Origin of the sequence: Pandoraea terrae (assembly GCF_902459695.1) — a bacterium.
GTDB classification, from domain to species: domain Bacteria; phylum Pseudomonadota; class Gammaproteobacteria; order Burkholderiales; family Burkholderiaceae; genus Pandoraea; species Pandoraea terrae.
On record NZ_CABPRZ010000037.1, the window covers coordinates 31,586 to 48,259 of the forward strand.

Here is a 16,674-nt window from a genome sequence, read left to right on the forward strand (position 1 = left end):
CGTGTCATGGTTTGGCCGGCGCGGGCCGACCGGTCTTGCATCCGCCCTACGGTTGCCAGGCAGCCAGCGCCGAATGAACGGTTTCGGCTGACAGCGCGTGGGTGAGCGTATCGCGCATGGTGCGGTCGGACAGCAATTGGGCGATTTCGGACAAGATCTCGAGGTGCTGTTGGGTCGCTTGCTCGGGGACGAGCAGGAAGAACAGCAGCGAGACCGGTTGGCCGTCGGGCGCCTCGAACGGAATCGCTTCTTCAAGCCGCACGAATGCCGCCATCGGGTGCTTGAGCCCCTTGATGCGGCCGTGCGGAATGGCGACGCCTTCTCCCAGACCTGTCGACCCGAGGCGCTCGCGCGCAAACAGGTTGTCGGTAATGGTGCTGCGGGCCAGTCCGGCGTTATTCTCAAACAGCATGCCGGCGTGTTCGAAGACGCGCTTTTTGCTGGTGACGGAAAGTCCAAGCAGGATATTGGACGCAGGTAGCAGTTTTACTAAACGGTTCATCTTGTAACGCGGGACGCGCGGATGCCGCCCCCAACCCCCGATTGACCTCGCATTATAGACCACCTGCGGCACCACGCCGCACGGGTGCTGCCGCTTTGCTCCGGGCAGACAAAGGGGCCGCAAAGCGGCCCCGGTAACTCATCACGCTGCAGGCATGACCCGCGGGCGAAACCGGATGGCGGCGCACTGCGCCCTGGCGATTCGACTTCGCGTCACAACGGGCCAAGCGGCTTATTGCAGCGGCTCGGCAGGCAGTTCCTGATGTTCCTGATGCTTGATAGCCTCGTGCGCATGGCCCTGAAGCTTCGTCTTGTGCCGGATGACCTGACGATCCAGCTTATCGATCAGCATGTCGATCGCGGCGTACATATTTTCGTCACAACTTTCGACGAAAATCTCCTTACCCTTGAGATGGACGGTGATATCCGCCTTTTGCCGCCTTTCCTTCTCTTTGTGATTGTCGACTGACAGTAGCACACTGACATCAATCACTTGATCAAAATGCCGGATTACCCGATCCAGCTTGTTGATCACGTACTCGCGCAATGCGGGCGTGATGTCGAGATGGTGTCCACTGATCTTGAGATTCATAGCTGCTCTCCTTGCTAATGTGCCGATGTGCAGGCTGCGCGCTGGATGTGGGCGCAAGCGGAGTTGCGAGCCAAAAAGGCAAGGCGCAACGTCACACGTCGGCGGTTTGCCCGTTAGCGCCAGGTCTGCGCAACGAGCTTTTACAAAGATTTGCGCAAATTGACTGCCGGAATGCGCAGTGCCTCACGGTACTTCGCGACGGTGCGTCGCGCCACCACGAAACCCTGCTCTGCCAGCAGTTCTGCTATGCGGCTGTCGGAAAGGGGGGTATGGGGGTCTTCGGCTCCTATGAGTTGCTTGATGAGCGCGCGGATGGCGGTCGATGACGCGGCGCCTCCGGCTTCGGTAGCCACATGCGAACCAAAGAAATACTTGAGCTCGAACGTGCCAAACGGAGTGAGCATGTACTTGCTCGTTGTTACGCGTGAAATCGTCGATTCGTGTAAACCTAGGGTATCAGCAATTTCACGCAAAACCAAGGGCCGCATGCCTATTTCGCCGTGCGTAAAGAAGTTCTTCTGACGCTCGACGATGGCTTGAGCCACGCGCAGGATCGTATCGAACCGCTGCTGGATATTCTTGATCAGCCAGCGCGCTTCCTGAAGCTGCTGCTGGAGGTTGCCGGTGCCTGGATCGCTGCGGTTATTACGCAAAATCCGTGCATACATCTCGTTGATGCGCAAACGCGGCATGACTTCCGGGTTGAGCTCGGCCAGCCAGCCCCCGCCTTGCCTGCGCACCACGACGTCGGGCACGACGTAATCGGCCTGCGGGCTGCCATAGGCGGCGCCCGGAAACGGGTCGAGGGAGCGGATCAGGTGGTGCGCGGCGCGCAGATTGTCTTCCGACACACCCAGCAGGCGGCGCAGGCGCGTGTAGTCGCGCGCAGCCAGCAATTCGAGATGATCCTGCACGATGCGCAGCGATAGCGTGCGCACGCCGCTCGAGGGCAGTCGCTGCAACTGCAATTTGAGGCATTCCGCCGCGTTTCGGGCACCGATGCCTGCCGGATCGAAGCTGTGCAGCAGGGCCAGCGCGGTCGTGATTTCTTCCGGCTCGACTTCCAGCTCTTCCGGCAGTTCCTGGGCGATGTCGTCCAGCGTATTGCCAAGATAGCCGTCTTCGTCGAGCGATTCGATCAGGAATTCCACCAGCGCCCGGTCGCGGGGGCTGGCCTTGGTCACGCGCAATTGCGCGAGCAGGTGCTCGCGAAGGCTCGGATGGTCGACGTGCAGTTGCGGCCGGGCATTGTCGTCGTCGTCGCTGGCACTGCCGCTGCGGGCGAAGTCGTTCAGGCTCCAGTCACCGCCGTTGTCCTGCGCGCTGTCGTCGAAACGGGCTTCGCCGTCGAGTTCGCGCGTTTCCTCGCGGCTCTCGCCGGACGGACCGCTTTCCTGCGAGTCGCCGGACGGCGCACTGCGTTCCGTGCGTAAAGACCCGTCGGTGCCCACGCGAACGGAACCGGCGAGCCAGTCGTCTTCGCGTTCGAGCATCGGATTTTGCGTGAGGGCGTGCTCGACTTCCTGTTGGAGTTCGAGCGTCGACAGTTGCAGCAACCGGATCGATTGTTGCAACTGCGGTGTGAGGGTCAGGTGCTGCGAGGTGCGGAGTTGGAGCGTCGGTTTCATAGCGTGTCTCGCCTTCATTGTAGAGGCTTTGTCACGTCAGCGGAACCGCCCCCTGCCCGAATCCGGGGCAGGGTATACACACGGAAATTTCGCTTTACATCCGGAAATTTTCGCCGAGATAAACCCGACGGACGCTTTCGTCGGATACGATCTGGTCCGGTGTGCCGGAAGCGAGGACGCTGCCTTCGCTGATGATATACGCGTGATCGCAGATGCCCAGCGTTTCACGCACGTTGTGGTCGGTGATCAGGACACCGATGCCACGGTCTTTCAGGAACCGTACGATGCGCTGGATTTCGAGCACGGCGATCGGGTCGACGCCCGCGAACGGTTCGTCGAGCAGAATGAAACGCGGTTGCGTGGCCAGCGCGCGGGCGATCTCGACGCGGCGGCGTTCGCCGCCCGACAGCGACAGCGCCGGGTTCTCGCGCAGATGCGCGACCTGGAGTTCGTCGAGCAGCGATTCAATGCGTTTGTCGATCTCTGCTTTCTTCAGCGGCTTGCCTTGCGGATCGATCTGCAGTTCGAGCACGGCGCGTATGTTCTGTTCGACCGTCAGCTTGCGAAACACCGACGCTTCCTGCGGCAGGTACGACACACCCATGCGGGCGCGTTCGTGAATCGGCAGCTCACCGATGGCGGCGCCGTCGAGCATGATCTGGCCGTCGTCGGCCGGCACGAGCCCGACGATCATATAGAACGACGTGGTCTTGCCCGCGCCGTTCGGGCCGAGCAGGCCGACCACCTCGCCGCTCTTCACGTCGAGCGAGACGTCTTTGACGACCGTACGGGCGCCATACTGTTTCTTCAACTGCCGGACGACGAGTGCGCTTTGCTTGCCCGGCTTGGCGGCTGCCGTTTCGGCAGCGGTGGCGGCATTATTCACGCGGATTCCCGATGCGGTTGGAGGGGTTGAGCTGCATGCCGTCGGCGCTGGGCGCCGGCGCCGCGGCGGCCCCGGACGCATTGCCTGCAGGCTTCGCGCTGGCCGGGGCACTGCTGCCGGCCAGCGGCTGCGCGGCGTTGCGCGGTGCGAGCGTCGCGCGCACACGGCCCTTCGGATTGTTCGGATTGACCTGATCCGAGCCGCCATTGGCGGTGTAGACCTCGTTGTAGGTATCGTAGACGATCACGCTGCCGTGAACTTCGTCGAGCACCTTGGTGCCGCCGGCCAGGCGTTTGAGCACGGCGCGCGTGGTCAGCGTCGCGACTTCCGTCTTGCCGTTGTAGTTGATCTTCTCGCCCCAGCCATCGATGTATTCGTCGACGCCATCGCGCTTCTGGCGCATATAGGCGAGACCGCCGGCGCGGGCGAAGGCGGTGGCGTACTGATAGCCCTCGGGATCCTGGGTCACTTCGACACGCTCGGCCTTGAGCAGGATCGTGCCCTTGGTCATCGTCACGTTGCCGGTGAAGATGTTGACCTGCTTCAGGTCATCGTAGGTCATGCGGTCCGATTCGATGTTGAGCGGCTTGTCGCGATCGGCGTGTTCGGCGTGCGCGGCCGGCGCAATCATGGCGCACAGCAGGCCGAGCGTCGCCAGAATCCGGCTGAACGGGCCTAAAGGGCCTAAAGGGCCGAAAGTGCCGAAACGGACAGCGGGGACGGGTCGCAGAAAAGGACGATCGGTCATGGAGGCTCTATGGTTTCGCGCCGGCAGGCGCAGGCGGGCGCGCGCCGAGTTCGGCAGGCTGAATGGTGCCGCGTACGTTGCCGAGCAATTGTACGGCCCGCGTGGTGTTATTGAAAATCATGCCGCTGGCGTTCATGACCGATTGACCGCGGAACAACTGCACCGGCTTTTCGGTACGGACGATATCCTCGTTCACGAGCACCTGGAAGTGCTCGGACAACGCGTGCATCTCCGGGTCGCGCGGGCCGGGCTGTCGCGTGACCACGGCGTCGTCGTAAAGATCGACGATCGACATGTCCGCGTTCAGCGTGCCGCGCTTGCCGGTCGCCGTGACTTCAGGCTGATCGGGCGTGAAGGCGCGCACGGCCGGCAATGTCATGGCCGTGGTCGCATCGTCTTCGAAGTGCACCAGATGCACGGCGTTGACGCGGTACTGCGTCTGGCCGGTCGGCGACAGCATCGAGATGACGAGACTGTCGGCGTAATAGTCGGGGATGTGGCGCTTGACGTAAGGCGTGCTGTCGCCGCCGGACGGCAGCGTGCGCTGAACCATCCAGTAGGTGCCGGCGGCGATGGCCGCGAGCAAGGCGGCGGCGATCAACGAAGCAGGGCTGGCGCGTCGCATCCGGGGCCCTTAGTCGAGCGCCTGCGCGAGCAGGCAGTCGTAGTGGCCCTGTGCACGCAACACGAAATCGCACACCTCGCGCACTGCGCCACGGCCGCCTGCCGCCGCAGCCACATAATGGCAGCGCGATTTCACATCGTCGTGGGCGTTGGCGGGGGCGGCGGCGAATCCGACGCGCGTGAGTACCGGCAGGTCGGGCCAGTCGTCGCCCATGTGGCCGCAGACGTCTTCTTCGACGCCCAGCGCCGTGCGCAGATGGTCGAAGGCCTCGCGCTTGTCGTGGACACCCTGATAAACATGTTCAATGCCGAGATCGGCCGCGCGTTTGGCGACGATCCCGGATTTGCGGCCGGTGATGATCGCGAGCGTCACGCCGGTCGAGGCGAGCATCTTGAGGCCGTGGCCGTCGAGCGAATCGAACGCCTTGATGGTCTCCCCCTCGGGGCCGTAGCGCAGGCGCCCGTCGGTCATGACGCCGTCGACGTCGAAGACCATCACGCGCAGACGCGCCGCGCGGGCCGTGGCGCGGGTGTTGTCATGGAACGCGTTCATACCACCTTCGCTGCGAACAGGTCGTGAACGTTCAGCGCGCCTTGCAGCGTGCCGTCGGGCAGGGTGACCAGCAATTGCGTGATGCCGTGGCGCTCCATCAGTTCGGCCGCCTCGGCGGCGAGATGATCAGGCCCGATCGTGCGCGGTTTGATGGTCATCACCTCGGTCAGCTTGAGCGTGCGGAAATCCAGCGTGCGCTCGAGCAGGCGGCGCAAGTCGCCGTCCGTGAAGATACCGACGACCTTGCCGTCGTTGTCGACGATGGCCGTCATGCCGAGCCGCTTGGCAGTGATCTCCAGCAGCGCTTCGGACAGACTGGCTTCCTGGCCCACGCTCGGCACCTGATCGCCGGTCCGCATCACGTCGCGCACGAAGGTCAGCAGGCGGCGGCCGAGCGCGCCGCCCGGATGCGAGCGGGCGAAGTCGTCAGCGCCGAAACCGCGCGCTTCGAGCAATACGACAGCCAGGGCGTCGCCCAGCGCAAGCGCGGCGGTGGTGCTCGCGGTCGGGGCGAGGTTGAGCGGGCAGGCTTCCTTCTCGACGTGGGCGTCGAGATGGACGTCGGCCAGCTTGGCGAGGCTCGACGCGTCGTTGCCGGTGAGCGCGATCAGCTTGGCGCCGGTGCGCTTGACCAGCGGGAGAATGCTGACCAGTTCGGCCGTTTCGCCGGAATTCGAGAGGGCGACGACGACGTCGTCGGCCGTGATCATGCCCAGGTCACCGTGGCTGGCCTCGGCCGGATGGACAAAGAAGGCAGGTGTGCCGGTGCTCGCGAACGTGGCGGCGAGCTTGCGGCCGATATGCCCCGATTTGCCCATGCCGGACACGACCACGCGGCCGCGACAATCCAACAGCAGGCCGAGGGCGTCGGCAAAGCTGTCGTCAAGGTGCGCGGCGACGCGTTCGATGGCGTCGGCTTCGATGCGCAACACCCCGCGGGCAAGCTCGAGCGCCCGGCCTGAATTGATTTTCGCTATCATGCGCGGAGTATAGCAAAACCCGGGAGAACCCGAGGATAGCCGCGCCAGTGCTGGCTCGGCGGCCTTCCGCCCGCGTCCGGTACGCATCCAGCGTGGTTCGGCTGGCACGGGGCTTGCGTTCACGCGGTTTTCAAGGCGCCCGGGTACACTGGCGGGGCGCGCCCCGGCGCCCGCGCGCACCACGCATTCCACTGGAACCTTACGCATCGATGGCATCCCCGCTTGAACTGACTCTCGTCCTCCTGTTCGCCGCATGCGTGGGCGTGGTGCTATTTCGGATATTGCACCTGCCGCCGATGCTCGGCTACCTGAGCGTCGGGATCATCATCGGGCCGCATTCGCTGGGACTGGCTGCCGATTCGCAGCGCGTGCAGTATCTGGCCGAGTTCGGCGTGGTGTTCCTGATGTTCTCCATCGGGCTCGAATTTTCCCTGCCCAAGCTCAAGACGATGCGGCGGGTCGTCCTCGGCCTCGGCGTCTCGCAGGTGTTTGGCACGCTGGCCGTGGCCGTCGGCGTGGGTGCGCTCGTCAATTTGTTCTGGTCGTTCTCCTGGCAGGCGTCGGTCGCCCTGGGCGGCGCGTTGGCGATGTCGTCGACCGCGATCGTCAGCAAAATGCTCTCGGAACGCCTCGAACTGGAGAAGGAGCACGGCCGCAACATCATGGGCGTGCTGCTGTTCCAGGATCTGGCCGTGGTGCCGTTGCTGATCGTGATTTCCGCCCTCGGCGGCAATCCCAAGGCGCTGATGCTCGCGCTGTCGCTTGCCGCCCTGAAAATCTCCGGGGCGTTGGCCCTGCTGCTGTGGGTGGGACAAAAGCTGGTCGGGCGCTGGTTTCACATCGTCGCCGCGCGCCGCTCGCAGGAGCTTTTCATGCTCAACCTGCTGCTGCTCGCGCTGGGCCTGGCCTCGATCACCGAACACCTGGGGCTGTCGATGGCGCTCGGCGCGTTCATCGCGGGGATGCTGATCGCCGAGACACCGTTCCGCCATCAGGTGGAAGACGACATCAAGCCGTTTCGCGACGTCTTGCTCGGGCTTTTCTTCATCACGACAGGCATGCTGCTCAACCCGGCGATCGTGATCCAATCGCCTTGGCTGGTACTGGCGTTCTTTGTCGGGCCGCTGGTCGTCAAATTCACCCTGATTGCCGGGCTCGCGCGCGTTTTCGGCAGCCCGCCCGGCGTGGCGATCCGAACCGGCCTGGGCCTGGCGCAAGCCGGGGAATTCGGCTTCGTGCTGCTCAACGTGATCATCGCGCGCGAATTGCTCGACCCGGCGCTGTCGCAGGCGGTGCTTGCCGGCATGCTGCTCTCGATGCTTTGCGCGCCGTTCCTGATCATCAATGCCGACCGCATTGCGCTGCGCTTCGTCGCCAACGAATGGATGATGCAGTCGTTGCAGATGACGAAGATCGCGACGCAGAGCATGAAGACGTCCGGCCACGTGATCATTTGCGGGTACGGGCGCTGCGGACAGAATCTGGCGCGCATGCTGGAGCAGGAGGGTATTGGTTATGTGGCGCTCGATCTCGATCCGGACCGCGTGATGGAAGCGGCAAGTTCGGGCGAGGCGGTCGTGTTCGGCGATGCGGCGCGGCGCGAGGCGTTGATCGCGGCCGGGGTTCACCGAGCCGCGGCGGTCGTGGTGACGTACGACAGCACGCCCGCCGCGCTCAAGGTGCTCGCGCAGGTGCAGACGCTCGAACCGACGCTGCCGGTGGTCGTGCGCACCGTCGACGACACCAGCATCGACGATCTGCTCGCCGCGGGCGCCACCGAAGTCGTGCCTGAAATTGTCGAGGGGAGCCTGATGCTCGCCTCGCATGCGCTGGTGCTGTTGGGCGTGCCGATGCGGCGCGTGCTGCGCCGTGTTGCGCAGGCGCGTAACGCACGCTACAGCCTGCTGCGCGGCTACTTTCACGGCTTGGATGACGACGATGAAGGCGGCGAGCGCGAACAGGTGCGCCTGCAATCCGTGCCGCTCACACCGAATTCCGATGGCGTCGGCCGCACGCTCGGCGAACTCGCACTGGAAAAGCTGGGTGTGACGGTCACGGCGATCCGCCGGCATGGCATTCGCGGCATAGAGCCCGCGCCGGAGACGCGTTTGATGGCCGAGGACATCGTGGTACTGCGCGGCATGCCCGAGAAACTGGCCGAGGCCGAAGAACGGCTGCACGGACGAAGCTGAAGGACGAACGCCGGCCGCCGATTGCGCCCGCCATACGAGGGACATCCGCCTTTGGCATAATGCGCGCATATGCCGGCAAGGCTTGTTCGCTGCATCCGTGTTGGTGTTGAATCCGCCGTTCCCATTGAGAGAGAGTTGCGATGCCCAATGTCTGGCTGTTCCTGCTTGCCTCCGTCGCGATCACGTTCGCGCCCGGCCCTGACAACATGCAGGTCCTCGCGCGCGGTATCGCGCAGGGCCGCCGTGCGGGCGTGGCGGCCGCGCTCGGTTTCGCCGCCGGCTGCCTGTTTCATACGACCATCGCGGCTGTCGGCATGGCCGCCGTGCTGCGTTCGTCCGAATGGGCATTCCACGCGATCAAGCTCGCGGGCGCAGCGTATCTGGTCTGGATCGGTTTCAAGGCAGTGACGGCGCGCGGCGGATTGTCCGTCGCGCAGGAAGCGCAAGGCGTGCCGTTGTGGACCGTCTTTCGGCAAAGCGTACTCGGCAATATGATGAATCCCAAAGTGACGCTTTTCTTCCTGGTGTTCCTGCCGCAATTCGTGAATCCGGGCGCAACGCACGCGGGCTGGCAGATGTTCCTGCTCGGCCTTGTGTTCATGGCGCAGACGGCCGTCGTGTTCAGCGCGTTCGGCTTGTTCGCGGGCTCGCTCGGCGGCTGGCTCAAACGCCGTCCGGGGACCGGACGCTGGCTCGACCGCCTGGCCGGGGCCACGTTCATCGGCCTCGGCATTCGCGTCGCGCTGCCCGGTTGAGGGTTTGTGACCGGCGCTGACGATTGCGCCGGGTTTGTCTTGCATGTGAGAACATGCGGCCCGTTGTACGTTGACTGAATCCCCCCATCGCCTTTTCCGTCCGAACATGCTTGCCGAACAACGACAACAATTTGTGCTCGAACAGCTCGCCAAGACCGGCGCGCTGGCCATCAGCGATCTCGTGCGAGAACTTGGCGTGTCGCGCGAGACCGTGCGCCGGGACCTCAACACGCTGGCGTCGCGGGGGCTGTTGCTGATGACGCACGGCGGCGCGCTGGCCGCCGATCGCAGCGAACCGGACTGGACGCTGCGCGAGAACGTCAATGCCGTCGGTAAACGGGCGATTGGCGTGCGGGCGGCCGAACTCGTGCCCGACGGCGCGTCGGTCATCATCGATTACGGCACTACGACGCGTGCAGTCGCGCAGGCATTGCTTGCCAAGCACCGGCTCATCATCTATACGAACGACTGGCAGATTGCGCGGCTGCTCGGCCGCCATCACGATAACCGGGTCACCGTGCTCGGCGGCGAGCTGCAGGACAACGAAGATGCTGTGCAGGGCTGGGATGCCATCAATCAGATCGCGCAGTACCACGCGGACTTTGCGTTTGTCGGCGTAGGCGGCGTGACCGAAGATGGCGAGGTCACCGATTTCAACCGGGCTGCCGCAGAACTGCGTGCCCGCATGCTGCTCTGTGCGAACGTCCCCGTGGTCGTCGCCGACCACACGAAGTTCGGCCGGGTGACGCCCGTGCGTATTCGTCATTTCGAGGCGGCGCGCTACCTCGTCTCCGACGCGGCGCCGAACAAGGCGATGCTGCAAGCGTTGCGTCAGCGCGGACCGGAATTGCTGATCGCGTAACACTTCCCGTTTGTCACTGTCCTGTCATCCTGTCTTCTTAGACTGCGGTCACTTTTGGCAAAAAATGCCACAAAACAGCTAGTCGCGCTCGGCAGGACACCCCCCGAAATTCGTCCCTCCCGACAGCCGGCCGGCTTACGACCGACAGGTGAATCGTGGACGAAGCAATCCGCATCGAGCGTCTCTCGAAGACATTCAGCAACGGCCGCCGCGCGCTGGACGAAGTGGCATTGCGCATCATGCCTGGCGAAATGGTCGCGCTCATCGGCGCGTCGGGCTCGGGCAAATCCACGCTCATGCGCCATATCGCGGGCTTTGTGCCCGCCGACCCGCAGCCGGGCGGCATCGATATTCTCGGCCGACCGATCCAGAGAGATGGCCGCATCGTGCACGAAGTGCGCAAGATCCGCAGCGACATCGGCTTCGTGTTCCAGCAATTCAATCTCGTGGGCCGCCTGCCGGTCATCACCAATGTCCTGACGGGTTTGCTCGCCCGCGTACCGCTGTGGCGCAGCCTGATGTTCCGTTTCACTGCGCCTGAGAAGCAGGCCGCGCTGGCGGCGCTTGCCGAAGTCGGTATTGCGGATCTGGCCTGGCAACGCGCCAGCACGCTTTCGGGCGGCCAGCAGCAGCGCGCCGCGCTCGCCCGCACGCTGGTGCAGGGCGCCAAGATCATTTTGGCAGACGAACCGATTGCATCGCTCGACCCCGAGTCGGCCCGCAAGGTAATGGACATGCTGGCGCGCATGAACCGCGACCACAAGCTGACCGTACTCGTTTCGCTGCATCAGGTCGACGTCGCGATGCGCTATTGCACGCGCACTGTCGCCCTGCATAACGGCAAGGTCGTGTACGACGGCCCGTCCGATGCGTTGACGCCGAACCTGCTGCGCCGGCTTTACGGGGTGCAGGCCGCCGAGTTGCTCGGCGAACCCGGCGCCGAATCCGAAGGCGCGGCCCCTGTGGCCGGTGCCGAAGATGCATTCCTCACCTCGATGTCATTGAGTCTGACCTGACCCAGGAGCTATACGTCATGAAACTCTGGAAATCCCTTCTTGCCGGCGCGGCCATGTTGACCGCCCTGGCGGCCCACGCCGAGGAAATCAACTTCGGCATCATCTCGACCGATTCGAGCGCCGCGCTGCGTCAACGTTGGCAGCCGTTGATCGACGACATGCAGAAGGCGACCGGCATCAAGATCACGCCGTTCTTCGCCACCGACTACTCGGGCGTGATCGAAGGCATGCGCTTCAACAAGGTTCAACTCGCATGGTTCGGCAACAAGGCGGCCATGGACGCCGTGGACCGCGCGCAAGGTGAAGTCTTCGCCAAGATCATGTACGCCGATGGCAGCGAGGGCTACTACTCGCTGCTGATCGCCAACAAGGCGAGCCCGTACAAGACGCTCGACGACGTGCTCAAGAACGGCAAGAAGATCGATTTCGGCCTGGGCGATCCGGAGTCGACGTCGGGCACGCTGGTGCCGAGCTATTACGTGTTCGCAAAGAACAACATCGATCCGAAAACGTTCTTCAAGTCCGCGCGCAGTTCGAATCACGGCGCGAACCTGATGGCAGTGCTTAACAAGCAAGTCGACGTTGCAACGAACAACACCGAAGAGCTGGACAAGCTCAAGGCCCAGCAGCCGGAGAAGTACAACCAGATCCAGGTGTTGTGGAAGTCGCCGTTGATCGCCTCGGATCCGCTCGTGTGGCGTCGCGATCTGCCGGAAGCGACGAAGACCAAGCTGCGTGATTTCTTCCTCAACTACGGCAAGGACGCGCACGAGAAGGAAGTGCTGAAGAACATCTACAACTACGGCGGCTTCCGTGCTTCGACGAACGCGCAATTGCTGCCGATTCGTCAGTTGGAACTGTTCAAGCAGAAGCAGAAGATCGAAAGCGACGCCAACCTCGACGCCGACAAGAAGAAGGTCCAGGTTGCCGAAATCGACGCCAAGCTCGCCGCGTTGCAACAGCAAGTCGGCAAGGCGCAGTAAGCGCCTGCCGAAGCCGGCGTGTGCCGGCATGACGGACGCCCTGGTGGCGTCCGTTTCTCCATTTCATGCAACGTTTTTTGCAATGCATCTTCAACGAGTCTGATCATGAATTCCAACGTTTCCCAGACTACGAACGGCATGGGCCGTCTGCCGGGCGAGCCGCCCAAGCGCTCGCTGCTGTCGCTTGTCGGATGGGGCGTCTTCTTCCTGGTGCTCGCGTGGTCGTGGCAGGGCGCCGACATGCGTCCGCTTGATCTGCTGCGCGACTCGGGCAACATGGGCCAGTTCGCGCACGACTTCTTCCCGCCCGATTTTCATGATTGGCGCGTGTATGTGAGCGAGATGCTCGTGACGATCCACATCGCCGTGTGGGGCACTGTGCTCGCCGTCGTGTGTTCTGTGCCGTGCGGTCTGCTGTCCGCCTCGAACGTGGTGCCGGCGTGGGTGTATCAACCGGTACGCCGGATCATGGACGCTTGCCGCGCCATCAACGAGATGGTGTTCGCGATGTTGTTCATCGTGGCCGTGGGACTTGGTCCGTTCGCCGGTGTGTTGGCGCTGTGGATTCATACGACCGGGACGTTGTCGAAGCTGTTCGCCGAAGCCGTCGAGGCGATCGATCCGCGTCCTGTCGAAGGCGTACGCGCTACTGGCGCGCGGGCGATCGATGAGATTCTTTACGGTGTGCTGCCGCAAGTCATGCCGCTGTGGATTTCGTACACGTTGTATCGCTTTGAGTCGAATGTGCGTTCCGCTTCGGTCGTCGGCATGGTCGGCGCGGGTGGCATTGGCGTCGTACTGTACGAAGTCATCCGCAGCTTTCAGTATGCGCAGACGTGCGCCGTCATGCTGATCATGATTGTCGTCGTCACGTGCATCGACGTGTTCTCCGCACGCGTGCGCAAGCTTGTTATCTGAAGCGCTTGCTGTCTGACCAGACTCGCGCGGTTGTCTTATAATGCGAACGGGCGCGACAGGGCGCCCGTTCTCGCGAAAGCCCACGCACCTGTCGTCTTGAAGCGTTCCTTGGGGCGCATCATCTGCAAAAGCCGTCACACAACGACTTTGACCTGTTTGCCGTAGCGAGACCGGCGTAATGGAAAAAAGGATCGTTATGTGGTCTCTCGAAAACCCTGAATCATCCCCGCGGTCTTCTGCGTCCGCCTCGGCAACGCTGCACAGTGACTTTCTGCGACGCTATGCGCGCCGTATGCTCAATGACGTTCACGGCGACAGGGCCAGCAGCGCGCTGCCGGTGCTGCGTCGTGTCCTGGCCGCCGGTGTGACGCCGCATGCCAAGCTGACGGCGCTCTTTGCGGAGCGTGAGGCGTTGCAGTTGAAGCACATGCTGCACACGCTCGCTGCAGAACTCGGCTTCGCGCGCTGGGAGGCGTGCAAGGCTGCCATTGACCAGACGGACGGCGCAATGCTCGACCGGTATCGCTTCGATCTCGGCGCGTTTGGCGACTATGAGAAGACGTGGTTTCCCGATGAGGCGACCGCGCGCGAGTGGCAGCGTGAGCACGGCGGTTATGTGGTGCGTTACGGATCGCAGGCTGTCGCGATATTGAACGACTGAGTTTCGTACGCGCTTTCGTGAAGTAGGGCGCCAACCCGATGGGCTTGGCGCTGTCATGCACTGAACGGACTCGTGTTCGTATCCAGTAGCTAAATCCCGTTTTCGATAGAGAAAATTCCGAAAGATTGAGTGTCTGCGGGAACGCTGGCCGTCAACGCTCTCACCTTCTGTCGCAATCCCCGCCGTTTTCCATTCGGTTCCTGGCCACACGCTGATGGCTGGATCATTGCGGTCCTTTTTCGACTCCGCAAAGCGCGTGGTCGTCTTGGCATGACGCGTCGAAAGATTCCGTTGCCACAGCGACAAAATGTTCAGTTTCAGAAATAAGTGATCGATTTTCGATAGGCGTGATGCGAGATCCCGCTTACGCTCGCCTTGCCCCTCACGATGCGTTACAACACGACGCTGACGACCGAGCATTTGCCTGTGGTCGTCGAACGCTTCGCTAGCGCTTTCGGAGCAATGAAGGATGTACGTATGTAGCGGAGAATATTCAATCACCCAATCAGGGCGACGATGGCGATGGTTGATCGAATTTTCCGGTGAATATTTGATTGAGTTGCATATGAAAAAATACCATCAACGTTTTTTATGGTACTTCTCCCTTTTTCTTATTACAGCCGGATTTTTGGGAACCGGAAATTCGACGCTCTTGTCGGCGTACATCCCCGCGCTGCTCACCTATCTCCCAATTTCACTGATATGGGTTGTGTGTTGTCGCATCATCTTCAAATTTCAGCCTCAGGCAAGAACGATATTTGGGATAAGCACGGAAAAATTCTCGATCGCGACGACGATTGCAGGATTGGGCGTTGCTTTCGTCTCGATGCTATATCAGAACATTCAGGTTGCGTCGCTGGGAATGGGAATATGCATGTGTGGTGCGGATTCCATTTATTCGATCCGGGAGATAGGGTTCTCCGTGAGCAAAGAAGCAGCGAAATAGCTCGGCTGCACCTCCTGTTACGAATTCGTTTCAACCTCATTATTTTGGCCGTGACGGTCGCTCACGTGCACCGAACGGAATCGTGTCGGTTTTCGGTAGTTAAATCCCGTTTTCGATAAAGATAATTCCGAAATGTCGGGCGTTGATGGAATTGCCGGCTAACAACGCTTGCGCCTTCTGTCACAATCCTCGCCGTTTTTCGTTCGGTTCGTAGCCACATTCTGATGGCTTGGCGTGACCGTGGGCGCGCCGTTTGATACATCGCATTTTTCTGCAGCCGTGCCCCCCGGCGGCCGTCCGTTTCCCCGCGCGGTTGGCTCTGACATGTAGCAGCCGCGCCATGAACCGAGATCGGCATGAACGCTCGTTGTTATCGTTTGGTTTTCAATCCTGTGCGCAGCCAGTGGCTGGCGGTGGCGGAATTTGTTACTTCCGGCCAGTCGCCGGGACTGAGCCGTAGCGGCCGGCGTGCCAGCGGCGGGGGTACCAGTGGGCAACGTGCCGGTGGTCAACGTTCCCTGGGGCGCGCTGCGGCACTGTGGGCGACGGCGGCGATGCTGGTCTTGCCGCACATGGCCATCGCACAGATCGTGCCGGATACGGGCGCGGGGCCATCGTCACCGGGCGTGCACGCGGCGCCCAACGGCGTGCCGCTGGTGGACATTACGGCGCCCACGCCCGGCGGCGTATCGCACAACGCCTATGAACGGTTCGATGTCGGCACGCCCGGCGCGATTTTGAACAACGCGCCGACCAGCGTGCCGACGCAGCTCGGCGGCTGGGTGCCGGGCAATCCGAATCTGGGCGGCGGCAGCGCCGCGGTGATCGTCAACGAGGTGACGAGCGCCCTGCCGTCGACGCTCAACGGCTATCTCGAAGTGGCCGGCCCGCGCGCCGAGGTGGTCGTCGCCAACCCGAATGGCCTCACCTGCAACGGCTGCGGCTTCATCAACACCTCGCGCGGCGTGCTCACCACCGGCGAGCCGGTGTTCGGCGGCACCGGCTCGCTCGAAGCGTTTCGCGTCAAGGGCGGCACGCTGCGCATCAACGGGGCGGGGCTCAATGCGCGCAATCTGGAGGGGGCCGCGCTGCTGGCGCGCGCGATTCAGTTGAACGCCTTGATCCACGCGGGCAAGCTCGATCTGGTCACGGGCCTGAACGAGGTGGACGCGCGGACATTCCTGGTGCGCTCGAGCCTGGCCGGCGCCGACGGCAAGCCGGAATTCGGGCTCGACATCTCGCACCTGGGCGGCATGTACGCGGGCAAGATCCGCCTGATCGGCTCGGAGCGCGGCGTGGGCGTCAACGTGGGCGGACACGTCGCGGCGCAGGAGTTTCACCTGTCGGCATCCGGCCTTCTGACGGTGACGGGCCGGGTGCACGCGACGGAGGACATGTCGCTCAACGCCGCCGGCGGCATCGGCAACACCGGCACGATCTCCTCAGGGCGCGACATCGAGATCGCAAGCGGCGGCGACGTGGATAACGCAGGCACGCTGTACGCCGTGCGCGACGTGACCGCGCGCATTGGCGGCGGGCTCACGCATAGCGGCGCGTGGGCCGCAGGCCGGCATGTCGTGCTGTCGGCGCAGCGCATCGCCTCGCGCGGCTGGTTTGCGGCGGGTGTCGATGTGAACGGTCAACCGGCGCAATCGGCTCAATCGGCTCAATCGGCTCAACCCGCTCAACCCGCTCAGTCGGGCCAACCGGGTCAGCCGGACACGTCGGCCGAGGCCGGCAACCTGCGGCTTGCGGCCGACGGGGCGCTCGTCGCCACCGGCCGGCACTGGGCGGCGGGCGATGTCGCGCTGCAAGGCGCCTCGCTGGAT

The 16,674-nt window shown here is 63.1% G+C and carries 17 protein-coding genes; 9 read left to right on the plus strand and 8 right to left on the minus strand.

Going from position 1 to position 16,674, the window contains the following annotated elements; genetic code table 11:
* Window positions 1-46: 46 nt before the first annotated feature.
* From ptsN to PTE30175_RS26270, 8 genes are all read right to left on the minus strand, one after another.
* On the minus strand, window positions 47-502 hold the full coding sequence (gene ptsN / locus PTE30175_RS26235) for a PTS IIA-like nitrogen regulatory protein PtsN (protein WP_150700006.1): 456 nt from the start codon (window positions 500-502) through the stop codon (window positions 47-49).
* A gap of 231 nt (window positions 503-733) precedes the next feature.
* Window positions 734-1,093, minus strand: coding sequence for a ribosome hibernation-promoting factor, HPF/YfiA family (gene hpf, locus PTE30175_RS26240; RefSeq protein WP_150700007.1), 360 nt, complete (start codon window positions 1,091-1,093; stop codon window positions 734-736).
* Between the two features lie 140 nt (window positions 1,094-1,233).
* Complete coding sequence (locus PTE30175_RS26245; RefSeq protein WP_150700008.1) at window positions 1,234-2,721, minus strand: RNA polymerase factor sigma-54; 1,488 nt, start codon at window positions 2,719-2,721, stop codon at window positions 1,234-1,236.
* A 94-nt stretch (window positions 2,722-2,815) separates the two neighbouring features.
* Complete coding sequence (gene lptB / locus PTE30175_RS26250; protein ID WP_150700009.1) at window positions 2,816-3,607, minus strand: LPS export ABC transporter ATP-binding protein; 792 nt, start codon at window positions 3,605-3,607, stop codon at window positions 2,816-2,818.
* Window positions 3,600-4,238, minus strand: coding sequence for a lipopolysaccharide transport periplasmic protein LptA (gene lptA / locus PTE30175_RS26255; protein WP_150700026.1), 639 nt, complete (start codon window positions 4,236-4,238; stop codon window positions 3,600-3,602). The genes lptB and lptA overlap by 8 nt, the downstream gene beginning before the upstream one ends.
* Window positions 4,239-4,362: 124 nt before the next feature.
* On the minus strand, window positions 4,363-4,980 hold the full coding sequence (lptC, locus tag PTE30175_RS26260; protein ID WP_150700010.1) for an LPS export ABC transporter periplasmic protein LptC: 618 nt from the start codon (window positions 4,978-4,980) through the stop codon (window positions 4,363-4,365).
* 9 nt (window positions 4,981-4,989) lie between these two features.
* Entirely contained in the window at window positions 4,990-5,532 is a 543-nt protein-coding gene (locus tag PTE30175_RS26265) for a KdsC family phosphatase (protein WP_150700011.1), read from the minus strand.
* A complete protein-coding gene (locus PTE30175_RS26270; RefSeq protein ID WP_150700012.1) occupies window positions 5,529-6,512 on the minus strand; it encodes a KpsF/GutQ family sugar-phosphate isomerase in 984 nt (327 codons plus the stop codon). The genes PTE30175_RS26265 and PTE30175_RS26270 overlap by 4 nt, the downstream gene beginning before the upstream one ends.
* 209 nt (window positions 6,513-6,721) lie before the next feature.
* Between PTE30175_RS26270 and PTE30175_RS26275 the strand changes: the two genes are divergently transcribed.
* The 9 genes from PTE30175_RS26275 to PTE30175_RS26315 form a co-directional block, all read left to right on the plus strand.
* Window positions 6,722-8,704, plus strand: coding sequence for a monovalent cation:proton antiporter family protein (locus tag PTE30175_RS26275; RefSeq protein WP_150700013.1), 1,983 nt, complete (start codon window positions 6,722-6,724; stop codon window positions 8,702-8,704).
* A 140-nt stretch (window positions 8,705-8,844) separates the two neighbouring features.
* Window positions 8,845-9,459: a LysE family translocator gene (locus tag PTE30175_RS26280; RefSeq protein ID WP_150700014.1), complete on the plus strand. Its 615-nt coding sequence runs from the start codon at window positions 8,845-8,847 to the stop codon at window positions 9,457-9,459.
* Between the two features lie 106 nt (window positions 9,460-9,565).
* Window positions 9,566-10,321 carry a DeoR/GlpR family DNA-binding transcription regulator gene (locus PTE30175_RS26285; RefSeq protein WP_150700015.1) on the plus strand — a complete coding sequence of 252 codons (756 nt, stop codon included), beginning with the start codon at window positions 9,566-9,568 and terminating at the stop codon, window positions 10,319-10,321.
* Between the two features lie 155 nt (window positions 10,322-10,476).
* Window positions 10,477-11,337, plus strand: a complete 861-nt coding sequence (gene phnC, locus PTE30175_RS26290; protein ID WP_150700016.1) for a phosphonate ABC transporter ATP-binding protein — start codon at window positions 10,477-10,479, stop codon at window positions 11,335-11,337.
* Window positions 11,338-11,354: 17 nt separating this feature from the next.
* Window positions 11,355-12,320, plus strand: coding sequence for a phosphonate ABC transporter substrate-binding protein (phnD, locus tag PTE30175_RS26295; protein WP_150700017.1), 966 nt, complete (start codon window positions 11,355-11,357; stop codon window positions 12,318-12,320).
* Window positions 12,321-12,425: 105 nt separating this feature from the next.
* Window positions 12,426-13,238, plus strand: coding sequence for a phosphonate ABC transporter, permease protein PhnE (phnE, locus tag PTE30175_RS26300; RefSeq protein ID WP_150700018.1), 813 nt, complete (start codon window positions 12,426-12,428; stop codon window positions 13,236-13,238).
* Between the two features lie 292 nt (window positions 13,239-13,530).
* Window positions 13,531-13,899 (plus strand): hypothetical protein, encoded by a 369-nt coding sequence (locus tag PTE30175_RS26305; protein ID WP_224788989.1) that lies wholly within the window; start codon window positions 13,531-13,533, stop codon window positions 13,897-13,899.
* A gap of 565 nt (window positions 13,900-14,464) precedes the next feature.
* Window positions 14,465-14,845, plus strand: coding sequence for a hypothetical protein (locus tag PTE30175_RS26310; RefSeq protein WP_150700019.1), 381 nt, complete (start codon window positions 14,465-14,467; stop codon window positions 14,843-14,845).
* Window positions 14,846-15,201: 356 nt separating this feature from the next.
* Window positions 15,202-16,674: two-partner secretion domain-containing protein (locus PTE30175_RS26315; protein WP_150700020.1), on the plus strand; the 1,473-nt coding region annotated here is incomplete at its 3' end.